The organism is Paenibacillus sp. JNU01 (genome assembly GCF_059130585.1).
On record NZ_CP169723.1, the window covers coordinates 6,655,042 to 6,678,857 of the forward strand.

The following is a 23,816-nucleotide window of genomic DNA, read 5'->3' on the forward strand; positions in this document are numbered from 1 at the left end:
GTGTTCCAGCTTTTTGACTATTTGAAGAAGGGGGAAATGTAATCATGACCAAAGAGATTGAACTTTTGCTTCAAACTTTTGAAGAATGGACGCTCTTTGTCAGAACGTTGACTAATCTTGAAGAAAAGATCTGGAATTCCAGCTTGGAAGAAGGGAAGTGGACGATAAAATCAATCGTAAGTCATATCATGTTATGGGATCGATATTTTTACAAGGAAGCGATTGAGAAGATTGCTCTGAGGCAGCCTGTTATGTTGAAACATCTGGATTTTGATGAGTTTAATCGCAAAGCTATTGAGTACGGGAAACGCACAGAGACATCTGAAATCGTAAATAAGGCTATCACGTACCGCTATAAAATTATGAATGACATTCGAGGGTTATCGGAGGAACAGCTTCATCAGACGTATTTGGATGCAGAGGGTAACGTATTTTATATTCCCCAATATCTTAAAGATTTTATATGGCATGACCAGCATCATATGGAACCGTTGAAAAAGTATGTTGCCAGCCTTGAAGCGTAAAGGATTTAGCAAGCGGTGGGCGGCATGGAATACAGCATGTGGCGTGCTTTGAATATAATATGTATCCCAAACCAGGGAGGGACATGATGACCATTTATAAGATTGAATTAACTCAGGGAAATCTAATCGGTTCATTTACCGATGAGGTAACTCCCATGTTGAGCGTGAAATCTGGGGATTCCATTTGGTTTCAGACACTGGATGCGGGCTGGGGAACGGGTGTGAGTTATGCGGAACGCATGAAACCTTTTGATCGACAAGGTGAAAAAGATGGAGGGCATGCCTTAATCGGTCCGATCTATATCGATGATGCCAAGAAAGGACAGACGTTGGAGATTGTTTTCAATGAGATTGTACCCGGTCAATACGGGTTTACTTCCGCCGGCGGATATCCGAACTGGCAGAACCAGAAATTACATCTAACAGAGGTTGAAGAACTGTCGCTAAATTGGACACTTGATCTCCACACGATGAGTGGAACCTGTGAAATAAATGGGAAACCCTTCACGGTATCTCTCTCACCGTTCATGGGAGTCGTGGGCATGCCACCAGAGTCAAAAGGAATTCATACGACTTGGCCGCCTCGTTATTGTGGAGGGAACATCGACTGCAAGGAACTGGTGCAGGGAAGCAAATTATACTTACCTATCCCCGTAGACGGAGGTTATCTCGCGATTGGTGATGGTCATGCACGCCAGGGAGATGGTGAAGTCAGCTGTCAGGCGATTGAATGTCCAATGGAACTTGTGGATATCACCATCAACGTAATTGATAATCTAGCTCTGACCAATCCTCGTGCACATACGCCATCCGGCTGGATTACCTTCGGTTTTCATGAAGATCTGAATGAGGCTACCGTTCAAGCATTAGACGGCATGTTAAATCTGATGGGTGAGTTGTACGGATTAGAACGAGTGGAAGCGATTGCACTTGGAAGCGCGGTAATCGACCTGCGTATCACGCAAATTGTGAATGGCGTGAAGGGTGTGCATGCTGTCCTTCCCCATGATGCTTTTCAATAACTTGAAGTCTGTTATACGTCGTATTAGATGAACTTGGGAGTCGATAAAATGAGAGGCAGACCACAGATCGTTCTAGATATCGCAGGTGTTTTGTTAAGTAATATGTCATTGACGTGCTGGAAAGATATGATTCAGGAAACCAACCTATCGGCAGAATCCCTGAAAGTACATTTTACAGGAATCAAGCGGCAGCTCTGGACAGGAATAATGCGAGAAGAAGAGTTCTGGCAATCGTTGAAGGAGGCGTATCCCGAATTATCAATAAGCCGAGCGAAGGAGATCTTGTATAGCTCAATTGTTCCTTTACCAGCGGCTCGATACCTTGAGCGATGGAGTGAGTTTGCCGATATCCATCTGCTCAGCAATCATTGTAAGGAGTGGATTGAGCCGAATCTTAGCCGTTTAAGCTCATTCACCAAAAGTGTAACCATCTCTAATCAAGTGGGTTTATGCAAACCTGAGATTGAGATATACCAACGGGTCCAAACCTTCCTGGCAGCTGGAGAAGAGGTTCTATTTGTAGATGATCAAGAGAAAAATTTACATTCGGCTAAGCTACTTGGTTGGAAGACTCTACTGGCTGACGAAGAAGGAGATTGGGTTAATGAAGTTGAGTCATTGCTAATCTAGGAGGAACAGGATGCAATTTTCACTTCTGCATAGGAATTAAGAAGCTTAGCCTTCGAAAAAATAGAATTTAATATCCCATCTGGAGCCCTATGCAATAAAATTCAATTTTATAGCATAGGGTTTTAATATTAACCTCCTTTAAATGTTTTAATATCCTTAAATTGTAATTATATTAACCTTAATAATCAAATTAAACTAAATAATAACATAAATAGTATTGACCATAGGCTTTTCCCAATACTATAATGAAATGGGTTTCATGAAAGCCGTTTCATTATCACTCAGACAACTTAGTAAGCGCTTTCTATTTGAAGCGTGCTTGCAGGTTTTCAAGTTCCCGATTCATCTTTATCTAACTTTAAGGGGGAGTGTGTGTAAGATGAAGTTTATGAGACAGAAGCGGTTTACCTTTTTGGTGATGCTTACCTTGGTGGTAACCGTAATCGCTGGCTGTAGCGGTGGAGCGGGTACACCAGCTGAGGTTGTTAACAAGTCGCCAGCAGAAGAAAACAAGCAAGTCGCAGCTGAGCCTGCTGAAGAGAAGCAGGAGCCGGCCGTCGATCTGAAGGGCAGAGCTGTTCGAATATCCAATTGGTGGGATGCGGCCCCCAAAGGAGACTCGGAGGCAGATGAACGTGCCCGTGAACGAATCCAAAATGTAGAGAAGAAATACAACGTCAAAATCTCTTATCTAAATACAGACTATGGAGCAACGTCGGAGAAAATATCTTCATCCGTGATGGCGAATGAGCCTTTTGCTGAAATTGTGCGTGTGCCTGACGGTAATATCTGGGGGTTGATGCAAGGCGGATTTCTGACACCGCTGGATGACGATTTGAAGGATACGAAAATCCAGCCGGATGTCATTGATTCCATGCGGTTTGGCAGTGATAACGTATTTGGTTTGACAGGGTGGTATACCCCGAATGACAGCGGCATGTTTTATAACAAACGTCTGTTTAAAGAAGCTGGATTGAAGGACCCGCAACAGCTAATGGAAGAGGATAACTGGAACTGGGATACGATGCTGGAAGCGGCCAAGAAGCTGACCGTAGACAAAAACGGGGATGGCAAGATGGATCAGTATGGTCTGTCAGGTGCGTATTATGTGCTGCATGAAATGCTCATCGGAAGCAATGGCGGCAAGATGTACGATGAGGCAACGCAGAAGGCAGCGTTTGACTCACCCGCATCTTTGGAAGCGCTTAACTTTCTGTACAGCCTGTATAACGATCACAAAATCGTGAAGGCTAACGCAGGCAATGACTGGGAGGACCCGTCCAAATATTTCTCAGAGGGCAACATTGCGATGTATCCTGGCGGTTTATGGGAAGTGGAAGGGCGCATTCTTGACAAGTTAAAGGATGACTGGGGGTATATATACATGCCTAAAGGGCCCAAAGCATCTACTTATCTCGATACGGTAAATAGCACAGAGAGTTTTGTAATCCCCAAAGGTGTTAAGGATGCAGACGTCATTGTGAAAATTTGGGAGGAGCTTCAGGACTTCGATAACTGGCAGGAGAATCATCGTCTATGGTTGGAGAACATTTTGCCAGATGAAGCTTCTATTGCGAATGCCATGAATGACAACGGAGAGGTTGAACGGGTTTATGGCGCACGTGCCGGGGGATTGGGTGTGAAGGAAGCTCTTGGCAGTGTAACTGAAAAGTTTGTGAAAGGTGAGGTTACACCATCCACAGGCGTTGCACAGATTATTGGACCTGCACAGGCTGGCATCCAGAAGGTGTTAAAGGGAGAGAAGAGCAAGTAAGGCGTAAGCAAAGCAGGATCATTTACTTGAGGGAGGCAGCCCATGTTGAAAAAAATGATGATCAGCAAAATCATGTTGTTTGTTTTGTTTGCCGCATTCATTACTCTTTTGTCTGCATGCACGGGTACAAGTGAGAAGCCAGCCGAGCCGGTTGCTCAGCCAGCTGAAGTCGAGACGAGCACAACACCAGTGAAGGAAGAACAAGTGGAGGAGGCTGAGCCAGCCCCGAACCTGAACGGACGTGTCATTCGAATCTCTCACTGGTGGGATGCGACACCAAAAGGTGATTCGGAATCCGATGAGCTTGCGCGGGAACGGATCAAAATGGTGGAAGAAAAGTATAACGTGAAGATCAAATATCTGAACACAGAATACTGGTCCACTTCTGAAAAGCTGTCTTCCTCCGTGCTCGCTAACGAGCCTTTTGCGGAGATTGTCCGAATTCCAGATGGATTCATCTGGGGACTCATGCATGGCGGGTTTCTGACACCGCTGGACGAATATCTCAAGGATACACGGGTAGAGCAGGATGTCATTGATTCGATGCGCTTTGGGGGTGACAAAATCTATGGCCTGGAGAGCTGGTATTCGCCAAATGATAGCGGCATGTTCTATAACAAACGGATTTTTAAGGAAGCTGGATTGAAGGACCCTCAGCAATTGATGGATGAGGATAACTGGAACTGGAATTCGATGCTGGACGCGGCAAAAAAGCTGACCGTAGACAACAATGGTGACGGCAAAATGGATCAATACGGCCTCGCTGGCGCGCATTATGTGCTGTCCGAGATGCTGATCGCGAGTAATGGTGGCAAGTTATATGATGAGCAGACGGGTAAAGTCACGTTTAATTCACCGGAAGCTATGGAAGCGCTTAACTTTTTGCACAGCTTGTACACGGAGCATAAAGTAGTTAAAGCGAATGGAGGAAACGACTGGGAAGATCCCGCCAAATATTTTGGGGAGGGCACGATTGCGATGTATCCAGGCGGGCTGTGGGAGATTGAAGGCCGCATTCTTGATAAGCTCAAGGATGAGTGGGGTTATGTGTATATGCCAAAAGGTCCACAAGCCCAGTCTTACCATGAACCTTTTGGTCAGACCGCAGCTTATGTCATTCCAAAAGGGGTGAAGGATGCAGATGTCATCGTAAAGATTTGGGAAGATCTGCAGGACTTCGATAACTGGCAGGACAATCGCAGACTCTCCCTAGAAAATATTTTGCCGGATGAAACGTCCATTGCCAATGCCATGAACGATGATGGCAAAGTGCAGCGTTTGTTTGGCGGACGCTTCGGTGGTCTGGGTATCAAGGATCAACTGGATAGCGTGACTGAGAAGTTTGTTAAAGGTGAGATTACGCCTTCGACGGGTGTTGCTCAAGTGATCTCCAAAGCTGAGGCTGCGGTGAAAAAAGTGTTAAGTGGAGAGCAGGAAAAGAAAAAATAACGCTTGGTAGTTAAACAGCAATAGGGCGGCCTGATGATTGTTTTCGAGTGGGGTTAGTCGAAGCACAATATACAAGCCGCACCTCATTGCTTTCACGAAAGTCATCTAAAGGGGGGCATTGGGTGAAGTTCACATTATCCCGAGTGACGATCGTTGTCGTCACACTAATGCTCGTCGTGGTGTATGCGATATCCAGTTCCGGTGCGAGTGGCAATGCCAAGACCGGAAGTCGATCATCAGATCCGAGTCGTGTCATGCCGATATCTGAATCTGCTGCTGAGGATAGCTATGATATGTATCTGAAGCAATTTCAGAACGAGAAGCGGCCTGCGAGGGACATTGTCATCCATGGGGCTGATTACTCAGCTGCCGAAGGCATGAACCCGCAGATGATCACGGAGCTTGGCGGCGAGGTAGGCGAGTTCATAAGGACAGAGGAAAGTGGATCGGTGGAGTGGAAAGTGAATGTTCCTGAATCAGGAATGTATCATATGTCATTACGCTATTACCCAATTCAAGGGAAAAGTTCTGCTATCGAACGGGAATTGTGGATTGATGGAAAGCTGCCGTTCAGCAGTGCTCGTAACATGAGCTTCCACCGGGTATGGGTCAACGAAAAACCGGAAATCGAACAGGACAACAGAGGCAATGACCTACGTCCGCGCCAGGTTGAAGAGCCAATGTGGCAGGAGTCGATCCTGAGAGATAAAGAAGGCTATTATGAAGAGCCTTATCAGTTTTATTTTTCAGAGGGGAATCATTCCATCAAGTTGGTCTCTACACGTGAGCCGGTGGTGATTGATACCATCAAACTGCATCATTACGAAGCTCCGCCATCCTATGCAGAACTCAAGCAGGAGTATGAGACTAAAGGATACAAGGAAACAACCGGGCATTTGATCAAGGTTCAAGGGGAGAAGGCTTCATATAAGTCATCGCCGACACTATATCCCATCACAGATCGCTCCAGTACATCGACAGAGCCGTATGATGTTTCCAAAATCAGAATGAACACGATTGGTGGAAACAACTGGCGGGTGCCAGGACAATGGATTGCATGGGAGATGGATGTACCAGAAGACGGTTTATACAAGATAGCGATCAAGGGCCGACAAGAACTGCTGAGAGGCATATATTCAACTCGCTCATTGCAGATTGATGACAAGGTTCCTTTCCAGGAAATGATGCAAATTCCTTTTTTCTATGACGCCGATTGGCAGATGAATGTGTTGGGCAATGAAGAAGAGCCTTATTTGTTTTATTTAACGAAGGGACAACACGAACTGCAGCTTGAGGTCAGTCTCGGGGCCATCGCACCGCTAATTCGTCAGGTTGAAGCCAGTGTGCTCGAGATCAATGCGATGTATCGAAAAATTCTGATGATCACGGGCAATGTACCGGACCCGTATCGTGATTATCAATTAGACAAACAGATTCCGGATATGGTGGATGTGTTTCGGGAACAGAGTGATATTTTAACTGCAGTCTCTGAAGAGTTAATTCGTTTGACAGGGGAGAAAAGCGACAAAACAGCCATTTTAAATAAAACCGCCTATCAGCTTGCTGATCTGGCCGATAAACCCGAAACCGTTCAGAAGCGGCTTGGTCAATTCAAAATCAATGTCGGCAGCGTCGGCTCCTGGCTTCTTGAAGTGCGTGAGCAGCCGCTTGAGATTGACTATCTACTGCTTGCCTCACCTGGTGAGAAACTGCCCAAAGCGAATGGGTCTGTGTTCAGTAAAACAGGACATGAGGTGTCATCCTTCCTTCATTCCTTTTTCGAAGATTATGACACCATTGGCAGCACCGCCGATGAAGACAAGTCGGTGACCGTCTGGATTGGAACGGGCCGCGACCAGGCACAGGTACTGAAAGCGATGATTGATGATACGTTTACACCGCTGACAGGCATTAGCGTTAATCTCAAGCTGGTTAATGCAGACGTGTTGCTTCGTGCCTCGCTTGCAGGAGAAGGTCCGGATGTAGCCATGCAGGTTGGCAATGATGTGCCGGTGAACTTCGGGATGCGACACGCGGCGGAGGATTTGTCCACATATCCAGGCTATAACGAGTTAATCAAGCAGTTCAGGGACAGTGCAATGGTTCCATATCAGTTTGAAGACCAGGTATTCGCGCTTCCGGAACAGCAGATTTTTAACATGTTATTTTATCGTAAAGATATTCTGGAGCAGCTTGATCTGGAGCCGCCGCAGACGTGGGATGACGTGTATGCCATGATCCCGGTGCTGCAGAAGCACAACATGGAGATGGCGCTGCCGTTGGCTCAGACAACTGGCGTACCCGTGTTGGAAGTTAATCGGGCGTATGCCATGCTGCTGTATCAGATGGGCGGCTCCTTCTACTTAGACAAGGGTGCCAGAAGTGGTATGGATACGGAGACTGGACTGGAGGCGTTCAAGGAATGGACGGATTTCTATACCAGTTACAAGCTGCCACTGACCTTTGATTTTCCCATGCGCTTCAGAACGGGGGAAATGCCTGTGGGCATCATGGACTATACCTTCTATAACTACTTGTCTGTATCTGCGCCAGAGATTAAAGGTATGTGGGAATTCATCCCGGTTCCAGGCCTCAAGCAGCCCGATGGAAGCATCAAACGTGATGTGGCAAGCGGTGGTACGGCGACGGTGATGCTCAAGCAGTCGAAACATAAAGATGCGGCATGGGAATTCATGAAGTGGTGGGTAAGCAAGGATGCCCAGGTTCGCTTTGGACGGGAAATGGAAGGTCTGATGGGTGCTGCTGCGCGCTATCCAACGGCGAACATCGAAGCTTTACAGGAGCTGCCTTGGCCGATCCGTGATTATCGCAGTCTGGAAGAACAGTGGGAGTGGGTACAAGGGGTACCTGAGGTTCCCGGAGGTTACTTTACAGGTCGCCATCTGGATAACGCATTACGTGAGGTCGTCAATAACGGTACGAACTCAACCGATGCTTTATATGATTACGTTCAGGAAATTAATTACGAAATTCAGCAGAAACGAAAAGAGTTTAAATTGGACGGAATGCGCTAGGGAGGGACTCTTTTGCAGAAGGTAAACATCGTGACCGAACCCGGTTCTCAGCCCAAGCGCACGCCTGCCGGCATGCCGGGAAGATGGGAGCTCTTTGTCAGAGATATGAAGCGGGATAAACATCTTTATATTCTTTTATCGCCATATATGCTGTTATTTCTGCTATTCACCGTGTTTCCAGTCATCATTTCGATCTTTTTCAGTTTTACCAACTTCAACATGCTGGAGTTTCCGCAATGGGTCGGCTGGGAGAACTATTCCAAGCTGCTCTGGAATGATGATGTGTTCTTGATAGGTCTCAAAAATACGATTATTTTCTCAGTGGTTACTGGCCCGATCAGCTACATAGCCTGCTTTGTATTTGCGTGGCTCATCAATGAGCTGAATCCGAAGGTAAGAGCGTTTATGACACTAATATTTTTTGCGCCTTCAATTTCGGGCAATGTGTTTTTTATTTGGCAGATTATTTTCTCCGGGGACTCCTACGGCATTATGAACGGTTTTCTAATGAAAACGGGCATTCTGTATGAGCCGATCCTGTGGCTTCAGGATCCGAAATATATGCTTGCCATTATCATGCTTGTGCAGCTATGGCTTAGTCTGGGAACGAGCTTCCTTGCATTTATTGCCGGTCTGCAAACGGTGGATCGTACGTTATATGAAGCGGGAGCCATCGATGGGGTGCAGAATCGCTGGCAGGAGCTGTGGTATATTACGCTTCCTTCGATGCGCCCTCAGCTTATGTTTGGCGCCGTTATTCAGATTACTGCATCTCTAGCGGTTGCCGAAGTGGCCACTGCACTCGCCGGTTTCCCGAGTGTGCAGTATGGGGCACATACGATTGTTACGCACTTAATGGATTACGGAACGATTCGTTTTGAAATGGGTTATGCATCGGCCATCGCAACGGTGCTGTTTGGTCTGATGCTGGGCTCCAACCTGCTTGTTCAAAAGCTTTTGAAGAGAGTGGGGGAATAGCCGATGAAGATAGCCCTGCTTATGAAACGAAAAATCAATCGATCCTGGCAGGTCGATATTCTGCTGTTCCTGTTGCTTGGCGGATTTGGCGCATTTATGGCGGTTCCGCTCATCTATGTCATCAATAATGCCTTTAAACCGTTGGATGAACTGTTCATTTTCCCGCCAACCTTGTTTGTACGGAACCCGACGTTTGAAAACTTCTCCGATCTGTTTCAGGTCATGAAAAATTCATGGGTTCCCTTTTCGAGATACATTTTCAACACCGTATTTATTACAGCAGCGGGTACGTTTGGCCATATAATCCTGGCTTCGGCAGCGGCATATCCGCTGGCGAAACACAAGTTTCGCGGTCATAAAGTTTTGTTCACCGTTATTGTGCTGTCGCTGATGTTCTCGCCACATGTAACAGCGATCCCGAACTATATGATTATGTCAACTCTCGGATGGCTCGACTCCTACCAAGCGATCATTATTCCGGCCTTTGCTTATCCGCTTGGCTTGTATCTGATGAAACAGTTTATGGAGCAGATTCCGGATGCGCTGCTGGAGGCGGCAAAAATGGATGGCGCAAGCGAGTATCGGATTTTCTTCCAGGTGGTTATGCCGCTCGTCAAACCGGCCTGGCTTACACTGCTCATTCTGATGATGCAGATGTTGTGGGGTACGGACGGTGGAAGCTTTATCTACAGTGAACAGCTTAAAACGATGCATTACGCCATGGGACAGATTGTGCAAGGCGGAATTGCCCGAGCAGGAGTAGGGGCTGCTGTAGCTGTCATCATGATGACGGTGCCGATTGTTACATTTGTATTGTCACAGAGCAATGTCATTCAAACGATGGCATCATCCGGCATGAAGGATTAAGGGAGAGGGTGTTAGAGATGAGAGTGAAATCATGGCTGATCGTTCTGGCAGCTTCCCTGCTGATTGCCGGACTCGGAACTAACCAGGCTCATGCGGCACCGTATGAGGGATATACCTATAACTACTGGGGGAATGCAGTAAAGTCACCGATTGCTTTTCTCCCTTCCAGAGTCATTACAGGTGAGGAGGCCGGAACTGGGACGTGGCAGTCCCCCCTGGATATATATGCTGCGAAGGATGGCCTGCTCTACGTGCTGGATTCAGGAAATGCGCGAATCGTTGTGTTAAACGATAAATGGGAGACGGTACGAGTCATTCAGCAGTTCGAGCATGGAGGCAAACAGGATAGCTTCCTGAATCCAGAAGGGCTTTTTGTTACGGATGCGGGCCAAATCTACGTAGCGGATACCGAAAACAAACGAATTGTGGAGCTGAATCAGGACGGTACATTTGTGCGTGCCATCGGTGCACCGGAATCGGATGTGCTCAGCGAGACGTTTGAATATTTCCCGCGAAAAGTCATTGTGGACAAAGCCGGGCGAATCTATGTGGTTGGCCGGGGTGTCTACGAAGGCTTGATTGAGTTTGATAGTGACGGGCGTTTTACCGGATTCATGGGTACAAACCGTGTGCAGTTTGATCCGGTCGATCTATTCTGGAAAACGGTATCCACCAAGGAGCAACGGGAGAAAATGATTCGTTTTATTCCGCTGGAATTCAACAACGCCGATGTGGATGATGGCGGTTTTATCTACACAACAACAGCGGATAAAAATACAACGTCTGCGGTCAAAAGGCTGAATCCATCCGGAATCGATGTGCTCCGGGTTAACGGAGAATTTGCGCCGGTTGGGGACTTGAGCATGAATCGTTCCTCTTTCATTGATATCAAAGTGTCGAGCAATGGGGTCTACCGTGCACTGGACTCCACGCGTGGGCGTGTGTTCACGTATAACGAAGACGGCAATTTGCTGTATGTCATTGGTCAACTGGGCAATCAGGTAGGCACGTTCAAAAATCCGGTGGCGGTTGAAAGCTACGGTGATGCCATCTATGTGCTGGATCGTGACCTGGGCCGGATCACCGAGTTCAAGGCTACCACCTTCGGAAGCCTGGTGAACGAAGCGAACCGTCTATACAGTTCGGGGAAACATACAGAAGCCGCTAAGCTCTGGGAAGAAGTATTACGTCTGGATGCCAATTATGAAATGGCCTATGTCGGGATCGGCAAGTCGATGCTGCGGGAAGGGAAATACAAGGAAGCGATGACGTATCTGAAGCTCGGTAATGATCGGGAGTATTACTCCAAGGCACTCGCGAAGTATCGCAGGGAATATATGCGAGAATATTTCGGCATGTATATGACAATAGCCATCGGATTGCTGATCGGAGTAATCGCATGGCGCCGCATCACTAGAGCAAAAAATGAGAGGAGGATCGGAGATGTCGCTAATTAAGGAACTCAGGTATTCTCTGCATGTCGCGGTACGCCCTTTTGACGGATACTGGGATTTGAAATATGAAAATAAAGGCAGGCTGCGTGTGGCACTCCTGGTACTGTTTGCAGTCACCGTAACGATGATTGTAAAACGTCAGTACGCGGGGTATGTCGTGAATGACAATTATCCGCTTTCGCTGAACAGTATCAATGAGTTCAAGTATATCGTGCTTCCTTTTTTGCTCTGGTGTATTGCCAATTGGTCGCTGACCACGCTGATGGATGGGGAGGGCAAGTTCAAAGATATTCTGATTGCGACCGGATATGCGATGCTTCCGCTTATTCTGGTCAACATTCCGAATATTTTGCTGAGTAATGTTATTACGCTGCGTGAATCCTCCTTTTATTATTTGCTGGATTCGTTCGGTATGCTCTGGTTTGTGTGGCTGCTGTTTATCGGAACGAAGACGGTACATCAATACTCTGTGTTCAAAACCATTAGTACGATGCTGCTCACACTCGTCGTGATGGGCGTCGTTATATTTCTGGGCCTGCTTTTCTTTAGCTTGATCCAGCAGATCATCAGTTTTGGCTACACCCTCTATCAAGAGATCACGCTGCGCGAATAGGAGGAAGGAGGTGCCGGAGATGAAAAGAAGACGTACCGCTATCGTAGCGGTCATGCTCATAAGCAGTCTTTTAATCACACAAAGTGTGAATTATGCGGAGGGCGAAAGACCAGCGACTTCGGAGCAACAAACAACTTCAGAGCAGCAAACGGCAGATTCTCAACGTGCTGGAACTGATACACCTGACAGTACAGATCAGGCAAAGAGCAGCGCATCAGACGTGGCAGCTACGCCAAATGCTCCAGATGCAGAGGCTGCGAACAAGTCCAACCCTAGCGAGATGACGGTCCCTGAGGGCATGGAAATGGTTGCTGAGAACGAGCAGATGATTCTGTATTTGCACCCGGAGACGACTGAAATTGCAGTCAAGGATAAGCAGAACGGGGCAATATGGTTTTCCAATCCGCAGGATCGCGAGCAGGACGCCATTGCCACGGGGTATAACAAGTCTCAGTTGAATGTGCAGTTTGAGCTGACGTATTACGATAATACGGGCAATGCGCTGAAATACGATAATTTTACGCATAGTGTACAGAGTGGTCAGTTTGAGATTGAAAAAGTAGAGCAAGGACTCAACATCGTATATACGCTTGGCGAAGTCAAAAGTGATCTCGAAGCGATCCCCAAATATATTAGCGAGGAGCGCTTTAACACATTGATTCTCGCTAAGCTGGAGGAGAAGGACCAGAAGGAGATTGAGAAGCGCTTTCGTCATGATGAGCAGAACAAACGTTTTGAGAGACGGGACTCCTCTCTGAAGGGCGTGGGCTTGTCAAAGGTTACCCGGATTTTTGAATCCATCGGCTACGATGAGGCTCAGATTACGATCGACAAAGCCGCTTACGGGCAGGAAGAGAGCGGGAGTGCCAATGTAGTTGTTCCCGTTCACTATCGGCTCGAAGATGCACACTTGAGGGTATCCATACCTGAGAATGGCATTGAATATCCGGAAGCGATGAAAATTCAATCCTTGTCCTTGCTGCCTTTTTTCGGAGCCAGCGGTCCTAAGGAAGAAGGCTACAGCCTGGTGCCTGACGGGTCGGGTTCCTTGATTTATTTTAATAACAAAAAGACGTATGCATCACCTTACAGTACAGCGCTGTACGGCAGTGATCATGCGATCAACCAGCTTACACAGATTCAGAAGGAGCAGAAGGCGAGAATGCCCGTATTTGGTATGAGTTACGGAGACAAAGGATATCTCGCTGTCATTGATAAAGGGGATGCTGTTGCATCCGTGGAGGCGGATATTAGCGGCAGATTGAATCAGTACAACACCGTGTATCCAAGCTTTGCGCTGAGCAGTATGGAGGAAGTTACCCTTACGAATGGCTGGCGTTCCAGCACAGTCAAACGGTTTCAGGCGCAGCCTTTTCACAACGAAATAGCTGTCGTTTATGATTTCCTGGATTCCGACGATGCGAGTTATTCGGGAATGGCTTCCAAGTATCGGGATTATCTCATCGGGCAAAAGAAACTCACACGTCTGGCGGATGATACCACACTGCCTTTCTACGTGGAACTGATCGGTGGCATTCCCAAGAAAAAGTTTTTTCTCGGGATCCCGTACAATGCCTACGAGCCGCTGACCACATTTGAAGAGGCACAGGAGATTGTAAAAGAGATGCAAGATCTAGGTGTGCAGGATATTCAGCTGCAATACACCGGATGGTTCAACGGAGGGGTGCATCACGATCTGCCCAAATCCATCCAGGTTGACAAGAAACTTGGAGGTGCAAAGGGTTTGCAAAGCCTTCAGGCGTACATGCAAGAAAATGGCTTTGGTTTATACCCGGATGTATCGTTTCTGGAGGTGTTCCCGGAGGCTGACGCTTTCAAGAAATCGTACGCATCACGTCAAATTACGGGCAAACTTGCGCAAGTTTTTCCGTATCGCATGTCCACGTTTATGCGGGATGAAGAGTCTACTCCGGGCTATGTTATTACTCCCGAGGCCGTACCGGGCATTGTAAACGGATTTATGCAGGACTATGCACTGCTCGGGCTCAATGCCATTTCTCTTCGCGATTTGGGCGATCAGCTTAATTCCGATTACAACCGGGCCAACGTGATCAACCGTGAGCAAGCCAAGCAGGTTGTTGTGCAGCAGCTTGAGCAGGTGAAGGGTTCCTCAGATGTATCCCTTCTCCTGGAAGGAGGCAATGTGTACGCAAGTCCCTATGCCAGACATATTGTGGATGCACCGATGAGCAGCAGTGGCTTTAATATCACGGACGAGACGGTTCCCTTTTTCCAGCTGGTCTATCACGGCTACATTAAATACACAGGCCAAGCATGGAATATGGCAGAGGATCAGGATTCTCTCAAGCAGATGCTGCGAGCGATTGAAACCGGCTCAGCGCCGTATTATACGTGGTTCCACGCTGATCCGTCCGCGATCAAGCTGACGGGCTTCGACGAGTTATATTCGGCCGATTATCGACGCTGGATTCAGGAGTCGGCTAAGCGGTATGCCGAGCTGAACGAGGTGCTGCATGACGTGCAGAATCAATCCATTGTTAAACATGAAAAGCTGAGCAATGGTGTCTATCAGACCACTTTTGAAAAAGGAAAAACGGTCATTGTGAATTACAACGATGCTGCTGTGAAGGTGAACGGTGTAAGTGTGGCAGCGCAGAGTTACCAGGTAGGAGGTGACACACCGGAATGAAAATCAAAAAATTATCATTGGAGCAAAAAAACAGATATTACGGTTTGTACTTCATCCTGCCCTGGTTCCTCGGTTTCCTGTTTCTGTTCATGGTGCCGCTGATCTCATCGTTCCGTTACAGTCTGAGCAATCTGCAGGTGTCTAATGAAGGTTTCAGTCTGGAGTATATTGGTCTGGGCAATTTCCGTGAGGCATTATTCTCACATGAATCCTATGTACGCATGTTGACGGAATCGGTGCTGGATATCGTGGTAAATACACCGTTAATCATCATTTTCAGCCTGTTCTTTGCCGTTATTCTGAATCAGAAGTTCCATGGCAGGGTGCTGGCAAGAGCAATCTTTTTTCTGCCCGTGATTTTGGCTTCGGGCATTATTGCAAGCATCGAAAACGGCGATCTGATGCAGTCTGTCGTACGTAATGCAAACGATATGACTGGCGGTGGTCTATCCGTCATGAAAAATCTGGATCTCACCATTATGCTGCTAGAGTCCGGTATGAGTCCGATTCTTGTTGAATATTTGACAGGTGCAGTAAGCCGGATATACGAAATCGTCAGCCAGTCTGGTGTCCAGATTCTGATCTTCCTTGCTGGCTTGCAGTCGATCTCACCTTCATTGTATGAAGCCGCCAAGATCGAAGGATCAACGGGATATGAAGCCTTCTGGAAAATTACATTTCCCATGCTAAGCCCTCTGATTCTCACGAATCTGGTCTATACCATTGTGGACAGCTTTATCCGTGATCAGACGAGCCGACTTGTGGTGGATACGGCCTTCAAGAGCTTTAATTTTGGACTCAGTGCGGCGATGTCCTGGATCTATTTTGCCGTCATTGCACTGATTCTGTGGGTAACCACCGCAATTGTATCCCGCAAGGTCTTTTATCAGAATTAGCAATGCTGGAAAAAAGGAAAAGGAGGTCTGACATGAAGACAGAAACCGCAACAGGGCAGCCGTCTGTGAAAAAGGAATGGCTACAGCGCTTGGGCTCCGCGGCGTACTGGTTTGAAGCGATCAAAAAGTGGGCATGGATTCTGATCCGGTTTGTTCTGATCTTTGGCATATCATTTGTCATTCTCTATCCCATTTTATTGAAGATATCCATATCATTCAAAAGCATGTCCGATTTGTACGACCCAATGGTGATCTGGATTCCGCGAACCTTTACGCTAGAGAACTTCAAGCTGGTCTTTACAGCTATGAATTACCCTAGCGTGCTGATGAATACCTTGTGGTTATCGTCAGCGGTGATGCTGCTGCAGACAATAACCTGTGTCCTGGCTGGCTACGGGTTTGCACGAATCAGATTTAAAGGCAGCGGGTTGTTGTTTGCTGCGGTGATTTTTACCATTCTGGTACCGACACAGACGATTATGATCCCGCTGTATCTGAATTTCAAAAACTTTGATGTGATGGGGCTGATTGAGCTGTTTCGAGGCAGTCCTGCCAATCTGATCAATACGTACTGGCCGTTCCTGATCTCGGCTGCCCTGGGTATGGGTGTCAAGACCGGACTGTATGTGTACATTTTCCGCCAATTTTTCAGAGGCATTCCACGGGAGATCGAAGAGGCAGCTTATGTGGATGGAGCAGGATACTTTAGAACGTTTGGCCGAATTATCCTGCCAAATGCGATCCCATCCATGGTTACCGTCATGCTGTTTTCGTTTGTATGGCAGTGGAACGATTCATTTTTCACAAATATGTATCTGAACGAACCTAAGGTGATGTCGTCGATGATGTCATCGTCCGGGTTCACCATTGCAACTTATTTGACGGGTGGCGGTCAGGCTGCTGCCTCATATACGCAAGATCCGTTTTTCATGTCGATGATGATGAACACGAGTGTGCTGATGGCGATTCTACCGCTAATTATTATTTATCTGTTCGTTCAGCGTCATTTCGTAGAGAGTGTGGAACGTTCTGGTCTTGTAGGATAACGGGGAAGTGGGGGCTGCCCGGCTAAACGGGCAGTCTACTATTGGTATTGTTGGCAATACAGTTGGCTGTACAGGTCAGGAAGAGGGGAAGAAGAATGCAGATCAATACAAGAGAAACACAAACGAAACTGGATAAGAGGGTAACGATTGACGGGGAGATACGTTATCAGGGTATAGACAACTTCGGGGCTTCGGATGCGTGGTCGATGGAGCCGCTCGGGAAGTATTGGAGTGAAGAGAACAAAGCCCGGGTAGCCGATCTTTTATTTTCCAGAGAACAAGGAATCGGATTATCTGCATGGCGTTTCAACATTGGTGCAGGCTCGGCGGAAACAGATCAAGATCGGATTCCCGACCCGTGGAGACGAGCGGAAGCTTTCAAAACGTCGGAGGACGGTGAATATGATTGGAGCAAGCAATCAGGTCAACAGTGGTTTCTTGAGGCCGCTCATGATCGGGGAGTGGAGACACTTATCGCTTTTGTGAACAGTCCTCCGGTATGGATGACCAAGAATGGTCATGCTCAGCCTGATCCTGGAGTTGGTTCGACCAACCTGAGAACAGGGTATGAAGGCAAATTTGCAGCCTATCTTATGGATGTATTAACGCATTTCGAGCAGAAAGGATTTCTTTTTAATTATATCAGTCCGATCAACGAGCCGACCTGGGACTGGAATCAGGCTTGGCAGGAGGGCAATCGCTACAATAACGATGATCTAAAACAAGTCATTCTCGAATTATATCGTCAGCTACAGCAGAGCGATCTGCACACGCGAATCAGCGCACCGGACGGTGTGGAGATCACTTCACTGCTGGATGATGAATATTATCGCCAGTTTGCGGGCAGCGGAACCTATTCCAGCGGTGCTAATCAGCTCGGCACGGGCAAGTACCGGGAATACATAAAAGACCTGATTGGCGATCCTCAGATGAAGGAAGCGGTGGGCAATAAAATCGCTTCGCATTCCTATTGGTCTGATTACAGTAATCCCGGAGATGATCGTCTGGTGAGACTCAGGCAGCTGCTTCATCACAACCTGAACCATTATGATCCAGACAGCAAATATTGGGTTACTGAATACTGCATACTCGGAGACTACGGACCTGGACGTGATTTAGGCATTGAACCCGCTCTGCATGTAGCGAGAACAATTCATTTTGATCTAGTTGAGGCTCATGCTGCGGCCTGGCAATGGTGGACGGCTGTCTCCAAGGTGGATTATAAGGATGGGCTGATCTATACGGATTATAGTGAAGCTGGCGATGAGCAAAATATTCTGACCTCGAAAATGCTGTGGGTACTCGGCAACTACAGCAGATTTATTCGGCCTGGAGCGAAGCGAATTGAACTCACCGGGCTTGGAGAGGAAGCCGACAGCGGACTACTCGGTTCTGCCTATATTCATGAGGAAGAGCAAACGGTAACGGCTGTTTTTGTAAACCATGGTCAATATGACAAGTGCATTCAAGTGAGTCTTCAGGAACTCGGCTTAAATGGTCCAATTACCACAATGAAGTCTTATGTGACCAGTGCTGAACTGGATTTAGCCTGTCAGGAGACGGTTATAGCCGGAGAAGAGATGCAGTCATTTATCCTTACCATTCCAGGGAAATCAGTTGTGACCTTTACGGGAGGTGTGGAGTAAACAGCGAAAAAATAAATTGTGAGGTTTCACTCAATATCGCCCATGATATAATGAGGTTTGATACATGCAGAAATGTGTTATTAAGCTAAATTCTGTCATGGGCTTTTTTTACAGCCTGCAAATGCACGATAAGAGGAGAAAAAAATGAATATTCGCACGGTCGCGTTGGCCATTTTTACATGTAATGAGGATCAGATCCTTGTGCAAGCATTTCGATCCCCAGGAAGTTCAACCACGTTCTATCGTCCTGTGGGTGGTACAGTTGAATTCGGAGAAAACAGTCAGTACACATTAATGCGAGAAATAAGAGAAGAGTTGCATCAAGAGATTGAACCTCCACAGCTGATTGCTGTAATCGAGAATATTTTTCAGGTAGAAGAGACGGGGCATGAAATTGATTTTATCTATGAAGCAAAATTCAAGAACACTGACATGTACAGTAAGATAGAGCTTCAAGGCATAGAAGGAAAGGAATCCTACCGAGCCGTGTGGAAGTCCATTGGCGATTTTAATGAAGGAAAAGAGGACATCAAGCTGGTACCAGATGGATTATTGGCTCTATTAACCGGGAAAAACAAAGACGCTCAGTCCATAATTCATATCAGGACAAGGTAGCATTCAATATGTATTGTAACCAAATCTCTTCATCTGAAAAAAGAGGGGAATAGTTTAGTCAATGTATATCGGGAGAATGACAATAGAAATCGGAGGATACGACATGGAAAATAAGGAAACATTTAATCTTGTAGTTCAAGAATATGATCGATATAGACCCGTCTATCCAAGTGAAATGTTTGAAGATATTTTTACATATTTACAGATCAACAAAGAAGATCCCGTTCTGGAGATTGGGTGCGGAACAGGACAGGCGACCAGTGGATTGGTGAGCAAGGAATATACCAATATCACGTGTATTGAATTAGGCAGTAATCTGGCTCAGTTCACCGTAGACAAATTCAAGTCCTATCCCTCGATTCAAGTGATCAACACTCCTTTTGAGGACTGGGATGACGAAGGAGAACGCTATTCCTTAATCGTGTCGGGAACCGCCTTTCATTTTATCAGACCGGAAATCGGTTACCGTCGGGCTTGGGAGCTGTTAGAGGATCGAGGTGGCATCGGCCTTTTTTGGACGATTCATGTTCCGAACTTTGAACCGCTACATACTGAAATTCGTTCCCATTACATCGCATTAGCCCCTCATCTGGATGATTCTCACTATCCTTCCCCAGATGAAGTTATCCAGGAGCGTAAAGAAATAACAGAACAATCCGGCTTGTTCACGGATATTGAGGTGAAGGAGTATAACTGGATCCAGACTTGTTCCAGCGAAGAATATGTCGCGTTGTTAAATACAAATTCCAAGCATCAACAGCTGGCTGAGGATGTGCGGCGTTCACTTCTGGAACGCATCAAACACTCCATTGATGCTGCAGGTGGAACGATAGAAAAACAACATAAGGTTGCTCTTTATCTAGGGAAGAAAAAGGTCTAAGGATATTTGTGTCTAAGGATATATCTTTATCATTCCATTGCAAACAGGAGGAATAAAATATGAGTGACTTGCGTTCAACATATAATATTCAAACGGCGGTGTTAAGTTTTCAAGAGGAGTTGGAGCGGTTAAGGGTTCAGGCGGTCATGGGGTGGAGCAAAGAGTTCCGCAATCTGGAATGGTATGGTTTGAAAAACGGGATGCGTGTATTGGAGGTCGGAAGCGGACCAGGGTACATTACAGAGTAGCTATTGAACAGTCTGCCTGACAGCGAGCTTACCTCGCTTGAGATTGATCGTTCACTGCAAGCACAAGCCAAAGAACGGCTGAAAGACATCCCTTCCATGCGGTTAAAATTTGTGGAATCGTCTATATACGGAATGGATCTGCCGGATGACTCTTTTGATTTTGTCGTGGCAAGATTGATCTTTCTTCATTTGAACAATCCTAACGAAGCCGCACAAGAGATATATCGTGTACTGAAGCCTGGCGGCCGCCTTGCCATTATTGATGTAGATGATGGTGTTTTTGGTGCAGTGAATCCTGATGTCCCTGCATTGCATACGGTATTAATGAAAATTTCGGACTATGTGGCACAACACGGCGGTAATCGTTTAATTGGCAGAAGCCTGCCACGTCTCCTTTCTGAGAGCGGATACATCGATGTTGACATTGACTCCGTGCTTCAACATAGTGATCTGTTAGGCATAGAAGGGTTTAAGCAGCAGTTTAATCTCAATCGGTTTGTCCATTTTGCTGAAAAAGGTGTGATCAGTTCGGAGGAGTTTGCCCAACTGCAACAAGCCTCTGATGCGATAAATCATTCGCCGGAAGCCTATGCCATGATGAATTTCATTACAGCTTGCGGCACGAAGCCTCTGTAAGAGCTGTGTACGTTCGAAATAAGGTTTACCTGCTCGGTGCATTAGTACTGTCTATGACAGAATAAGCTTCCTAAGAGACGGAGGATGGGAATGAATATCGCTCAAGCTTTCCAGGAGTTTGTAGTTCAAGATGATCATCAAGGCATGATTGATTTGCTGAAAAAATATGAACAATCCAGAAGATTGTCTGTCCATGAACGAGGCTGGGTCTACTGGAATATTTCTGATGGTTATGCCTTGTTAAGAAAGTCGGAACTGCTTTTTGCGAATCACCGGGAATTCTTCGAATGGGGGAAAGAAAACCTCGCCCCTGAGCAATTACACTGGATCGTTTCGGATTCGACACAAGCGTTATCATTATCCTTGGGAAACTATTTTGATCATTGGATCGAGTGGTACCATTATGCTTGTGATCATGCACCCAAGCTGGATACCAACCGAGGTGTTCGATTCGAGAGCCATCGGGCTTTGGGCGGTTCGCTTTGGGTTTTGGAGAGGTACAGTGAAATGGACAGTGTGCTTGAAAATATGAACGAGCTCATACAAGAAGATGAGACATGGTCCAATACTCTTTTTGCCCGAATTACATACAACAAACAGCGTCTGACTAGGCTTTATCATGCTGGGGATGTTGTCGGAGTTCAAGCTCTTGTGAACGAAACGATGGATTCGATTGATGACATCAATGTTGGAGCACTGCCCATTTCAAGAAAAGACGAAGTGGTCGGTAGCTGGGAGAATATTAATGTCTCCAGAAATTCACAGAGAGATATCAACATTGCGTTGAACAATCTGGCCTGTATTTTAACGGATATTGAAAGGTATGAGGAAAGTATGAAATTGTTCATGCAGATACAGGAACGTGATCATCGCATGAATGCATATGGTTCTTCCAAATGGATATATTCGATCTGGAAAACAAGAGGGACTGAGGCAGTTAAAGATGCATTATCAGCTAATGCATCTTATGAACTAGCTGACCTCGTCAAACATACTCCTGAACTATCAGAGATCAAAGGTTTAGCATGAGGTGATTGAAGTGGTAAGAGGTTTGCATAACAATGTGAAAGGAGTGATGTGATATGAGAAACAATACGAATCTGAGTAGAAGAAACGGAGTTGCCAGAGGTGTTTTTGTCTAGCACAGAGGAATCAAGGAAGCGTTCCGAGGGATTCCTCTGTGTAATTTTCACAAGGAGGAATTTCAAACTATGATTCATTTAAAACGTGTCTCGGTAGATAATTGGTATCCATGTACCCAACTGAATGTAACTGAACAACAGAAAAAAAGTTTCCCCGCGCCGGTTGTATATTGGATTGCTGAATCCAAGGTAGTTGAAGACTTTCAACCCATGGCCATCTATTTTGATTCGGAATTAGTTGGATTTGCGGTGTACTCAGATCGGCCGGATCATGAGGATAACTATTGGCTTCTTGCTCTAATGATAGATACCAAATATCAGGGCAGAGGTTATGGAAGAGAAGCCCTTAGGAAGTTGATTGATCTAATGAAAGAATCGCTGAAATGCAAACGCATCATGATTGGACACAGGCCGGAAAATGATATTGCCGGGAAGCTGTATGAATCATTTGGTTTTCACCGAGTAAGTGAAGGTCTGATTGGTGGCGAAGTTGTTCGTCTTCTAAGATGCAGGTAGTGCCAAAATACATGCGATTCGGATTGTAGAGGAGGTAGGTCTTTGAAGCATTTACAGAGTATTTTCTCATTACTCTTTATCATGTTAGGCATTGTGATTATTACAATCTCGAAAATGATTGAAGAGGTGATTCCGAAGCTAGGGTATGCAGCATTCCAGTCAGCAGCAGCGGGTAGTTATACTCCGAGTGATTATCAAGTGAATTTTGAACTGAATTATTGGATAGGTGCGATATGCATTTTGGGTGGAGTTATCTGTATAGTAGCTAGAATGAATTGGGTTCAGAACTCCATTCGTGAAATGAATGCAAGAAACAAAGAGTTTGATGAAACTCATCATTAGGAAGGATGACACAAGAGAACTGAAATAAGTTATGATATGACATAAAAGAAGAAAGGGCAGATCAACATGATTACATTCCAATACTTTGAACCGGAAGATTTTGATCAACTAATCGAATGGAGTGGAGATGAAGCGTATCTGCTCCAGTGGGCTGGCCCGCAGTTCCATTATCCACTTTCCAAGGAACAGCTAGCAGATTATTTGCATGGTGCGAATGATAAGAACACTTCGAATAAGTTCATTTATAAAGTGATGGATGAAACGACTCAGGAGATTGTGGGCCATATCGCTCTTGGCGGTATCGATCGATATAACCGTTCAGGACGTATCGGTAAGGTGCTTCTTGGCAAGCCCTATCAGGGTAAAGGCTATGGAAAGCAAATGATCGATGAGGCACTTCGAATTGGATTTGAAGAGGAGAAGTTACACCGGATCAGTCTGGGTGTATTTGATTTTAATGTCTCAGCCATCCGATGTTATGAAAAAGCGGGCTTTGTACGAGAAGGACTTATTCGTGATGCGAGAAGACATGAAGATACCTTCTGGAATCTGATCGAGATGAGCATATTAGAGGACGAATGGAAGAAATAGCTTCTCAAAAGGACTCATCGTACTTGAGAGGAGGTTTACCCACCCGTCATGCTGAACATACTGAAAAAGCTGACTTTTTGGTTTGTTATTTTCTCGCTAACCGTATGTTTCATTAATCTATCAGGGAACGATGATAAGAATATTCTGATTTATTTAACGAATCCTATAAATCCGTTGCTGAATGACTGGTTAACCAAAATAAATACAAATCCAGAGACGACTTCATTTTTCAGGCCATTAA

The 23,816-nt window shown here is 46.1% G+C and carries 22 protein-coding genes; all 22 read left to right on the forward strand.

Annotated features, from left to right (window positions below):
* Positions 1 to 44 precede the first annotated feature (44 nt).
* The gene (locus tag NLBNIHML_RS29375; RefSeq protein ID WP_339241795.1) at positions 45 to 524 is read left to right on the forward strand and encodes a DinB family protein; all 480 of its coding nucleotides are present in this window, start codon (positions 45 to 47) and stop codon (positions 522 to 524) included.
* A gap of 86 nt (positions 525 to 610) precedes the next feature.
* Positions 611 to 1,546: an acetamidase/formamidase family protein gene (locus NLBNIHML_RS29380; RefSeq protein ID WP_494354777.1), complete on the forward strand. Its 936-nt coding sequence runs from the start codon at positions 611 to 613 to the stop codon at positions 1,544 to 1,546.
* A 48-nt stretch (positions 1,547 to 1,594) separates the two neighbouring features.
* Positions 1,595 to 2,176, forward strand: a complete 582-nt coding sequence (locus tag NLBNIHML_RS29385; RefSeq protein ID WP_339241798.1) for an HAD-IA family hydrolase — start codon at positions 1,595 to 1,597, stop codon at positions 2,174 to 2,176.
* Positions 2,177 to 2,555: 379 nt separating this feature from the next.
* A complete protein-coding gene (locus NLBNIHML_RS29390; RefSeq protein WP_494353368.1) occupies positions 2,556 to 3,950 on the forward strand; it encodes an extracellular solute-binding protein in 1,395 nt (464 codons plus the stop codon).
* A 42-nt stretch (positions 3,951 to 3,992) separates the two neighbouring features.
* Complete coding sequence (locus NLBNIHML_RS29395) at positions 3,993 to 5,399, forward strand: ABC transporter substrate-binding protein (RefSeq protein WP_494353369.1); 1,407 nt, start codon at positions 3,993 to 3,995, stop codon at positions 5,397 to 5,399.
* Between the two features lie 167 nt (positions 5,400 to 5,566).
* A complete protein-coding gene (locus NLBNIHML_RS29400; RefSeq protein ID WP_494354778.1) occupies positions 5,567 to 8,434 on the forward strand; it encodes an extracellular solute-binding protein in 2,868 nt (955 codons plus the stop codon).
* 72 nt (positions 8,435 to 8,506) lie between these two features.
* Positions 8,507 to 9,412, forward strand: coding sequence for a carbohydrate ABC transporter permease (locus NLBNIHML_RS29405; RefSeq protein ID WP_110896201.1), 906 nt, complete (start codon positions 8,507 to 8,509; stop codon positions 9,410 to 9,412).
* A gap of 3 nt (positions 9,413 to 9,415) precedes the next feature.
* Complete coding sequence (locus NLBNIHML_RS29410) at positions 9,416 to 10,279, forward strand: carbohydrate ABC transporter permease (RefSeq protein ID WP_339241806.1); 864 nt, start codon at positions 9,416 to 9,418, stop codon at positions 10,277 to 10,279.
* Positions 10,280 to 10,296: 17 nt separating this feature from the next.
* Positions 10,297 to 11,736, forward strand: a complete 1,440-nt coding sequence (locus NLBNIHML_RS29415) for a gluconolactonase (protein ID WP_494353370.1) — start codon at positions 10,297 to 10,299, stop codon at positions 11,734 to 11,736.
* A complete protein-coding gene (locus tag NLBNIHML_RS29420; RefSeq protein WP_339241810.1) occupies positions 11,723 to 12,346 on the forward strand; it encodes a Yip1 family protein in 624 nt (207 codons plus the stop codon). Before NLBNIHML_RS29415 ends, NLBNIHML_RS29420 begins: the two co-directional genes overlap by 14 nt.
* Positions 12,347 to 12,365: 19 nt before the next feature.
* Entirely contained in the window at positions 12,366 to 15,017 is a 2,652-nt protein-coding gene (locus NLBNIHML_RS29425; protein WP_494353371.1) for a DUF5696 domain-containing protein, read from the forward strand.
* A complete protein-coding gene (locus NLBNIHML_RS29430) occupies positions 15,014 to 15,913 on the forward strand; it encodes a carbohydrate ABC transporter permease (RefSeq protein ID WP_339241813.1) in 900 nt (299 codons plus the stop codon). The genes NLBNIHML_RS29425 and NLBNIHML_RS29430 overlap by 4 nt, the downstream gene beginning before the upstream one ends.
* 32 nt (positions 15,914 to 15,945) lie before the next feature.
* Positions 15,946 to 16,959 (forward strand): carbohydrate ABC transporter permease, encoded by a 1,014-nt coding sequence (locus tag NLBNIHML_RS29435; protein ID WP_494353372.1) that lies wholly within the window; start codon positions 15,946 to 15,948, stop codon positions 16,957 to 16,959.
* A 95-nt stretch (positions 16,960 to 17,054) separates the two neighbouring features.
* Positions 17,055 to 18,605, forward strand: a complete 1,551-nt coding sequence (locus NLBNIHML_RS29440; RefSeq protein WP_494353373.1) for a glycoside hydrolase — start codon at positions 17,055 to 17,057, stop codon at positions 18,603 to 18,605.
* A 144-nt stretch (positions 18,606 to 18,749) separates the two neighbouring features.
* Positions 18,750 to 19,220, forward strand: a complete 471-nt coding sequence (locus tag NLBNIHML_RS29445; RefSeq protein WP_494353374.1) for an NUDIX hydrolase — start codon at positions 18,750 to 18,752, stop codon at positions 19,218 to 19,220.
* 103 nt (positions 19,221 to 19,323) lie between these two features.
* Positions 19,324 to 20,100 carry a class I SAM-dependent methyltransferase gene (locus NLBNIHML_RS29450; RefSeq protein ID WP_339260592.1) on the forward strand — a complete coding sequence of 259 codons (777 nt, stop codon included), beginning with the start codon at positions 19,324 to 19,326 and terminating at the stop codon, positions 20,098 to 20,100.
* Positions 20,101 to 20,159: 59 nt separating this feature from the next.
* Positions 20,160 to 20,348 carry a hypothetical protein gene (locus tag NLBNIHML_RS29455; protein WP_339260593.1) on the forward strand — a complete coding sequence of 63 codons (189 nt, stop codon included), beginning with the start codon at positions 20,160 to 20,162 and terminating at the stop codon, positions 20,346 to 20,348.
* A 3-nt stretch (positions 20,349 to 20,351) separates the two neighbouring features.
* Positions 20,352 to 20,984, forward strand: a complete 633-nt coding sequence (locus NLBNIHML_RS29460; RefSeq protein WP_339260594.1) for a methyltransferase domain-containing protein — start codon at positions 20,352 to 20,354, stop codon at positions 20,982 to 20,984.
* Between the two features lie 90 nt (positions 20,985 to 21,074).
* The gene (locus tag NLBNIHML_RS29465) at positions 21,075 to 22,013 is read left to right on the forward strand and encodes a hypothetical protein (RefSeq protein ID WP_342572663.1); all 939 of its coding nucleotides are present in this window, start codon (positions 21,075 to 21,077) and stop codon (positions 22,011 to 22,013) included.
* Between the two features lie 182 nt (positions 22,014 to 22,195).
* Entirely contained in the window at positions 22,196 to 22,642 is a 447-nt protein-coding gene (locus tag NLBNIHML_RS29470; RefSeq protein ID WP_342572664.1) for a GNAT family N-acetyltransferase, read from the forward strand.
* Between the two features lie 42 nt (positions 22,643 to 22,684).
* Complete coding sequence (locus NLBNIHML_RS29475; protein ID WP_339260597.1) at positions 22,685 to 22,984, forward strand: hypothetical protein; 300 nt, start codon at positions 22,685 to 22,687, stop codon at positions 22,982 to 22,984.
* Positions 22,985 to 23,050: 66 nt separating this feature from the next.
* Positions 23,051 to 23,575, forward strand: coding sequence for a GNAT family N-acetyltransferase (locus NLBNIHML_RS29480; RefSeq protein ID WP_339241832.1), 525 nt, complete (start codon positions 23,051 to 23,053; stop codon positions 23,573 to 23,575).
* Positions 23,576 to 23,816: the final 241 nt, after the last annotated feature.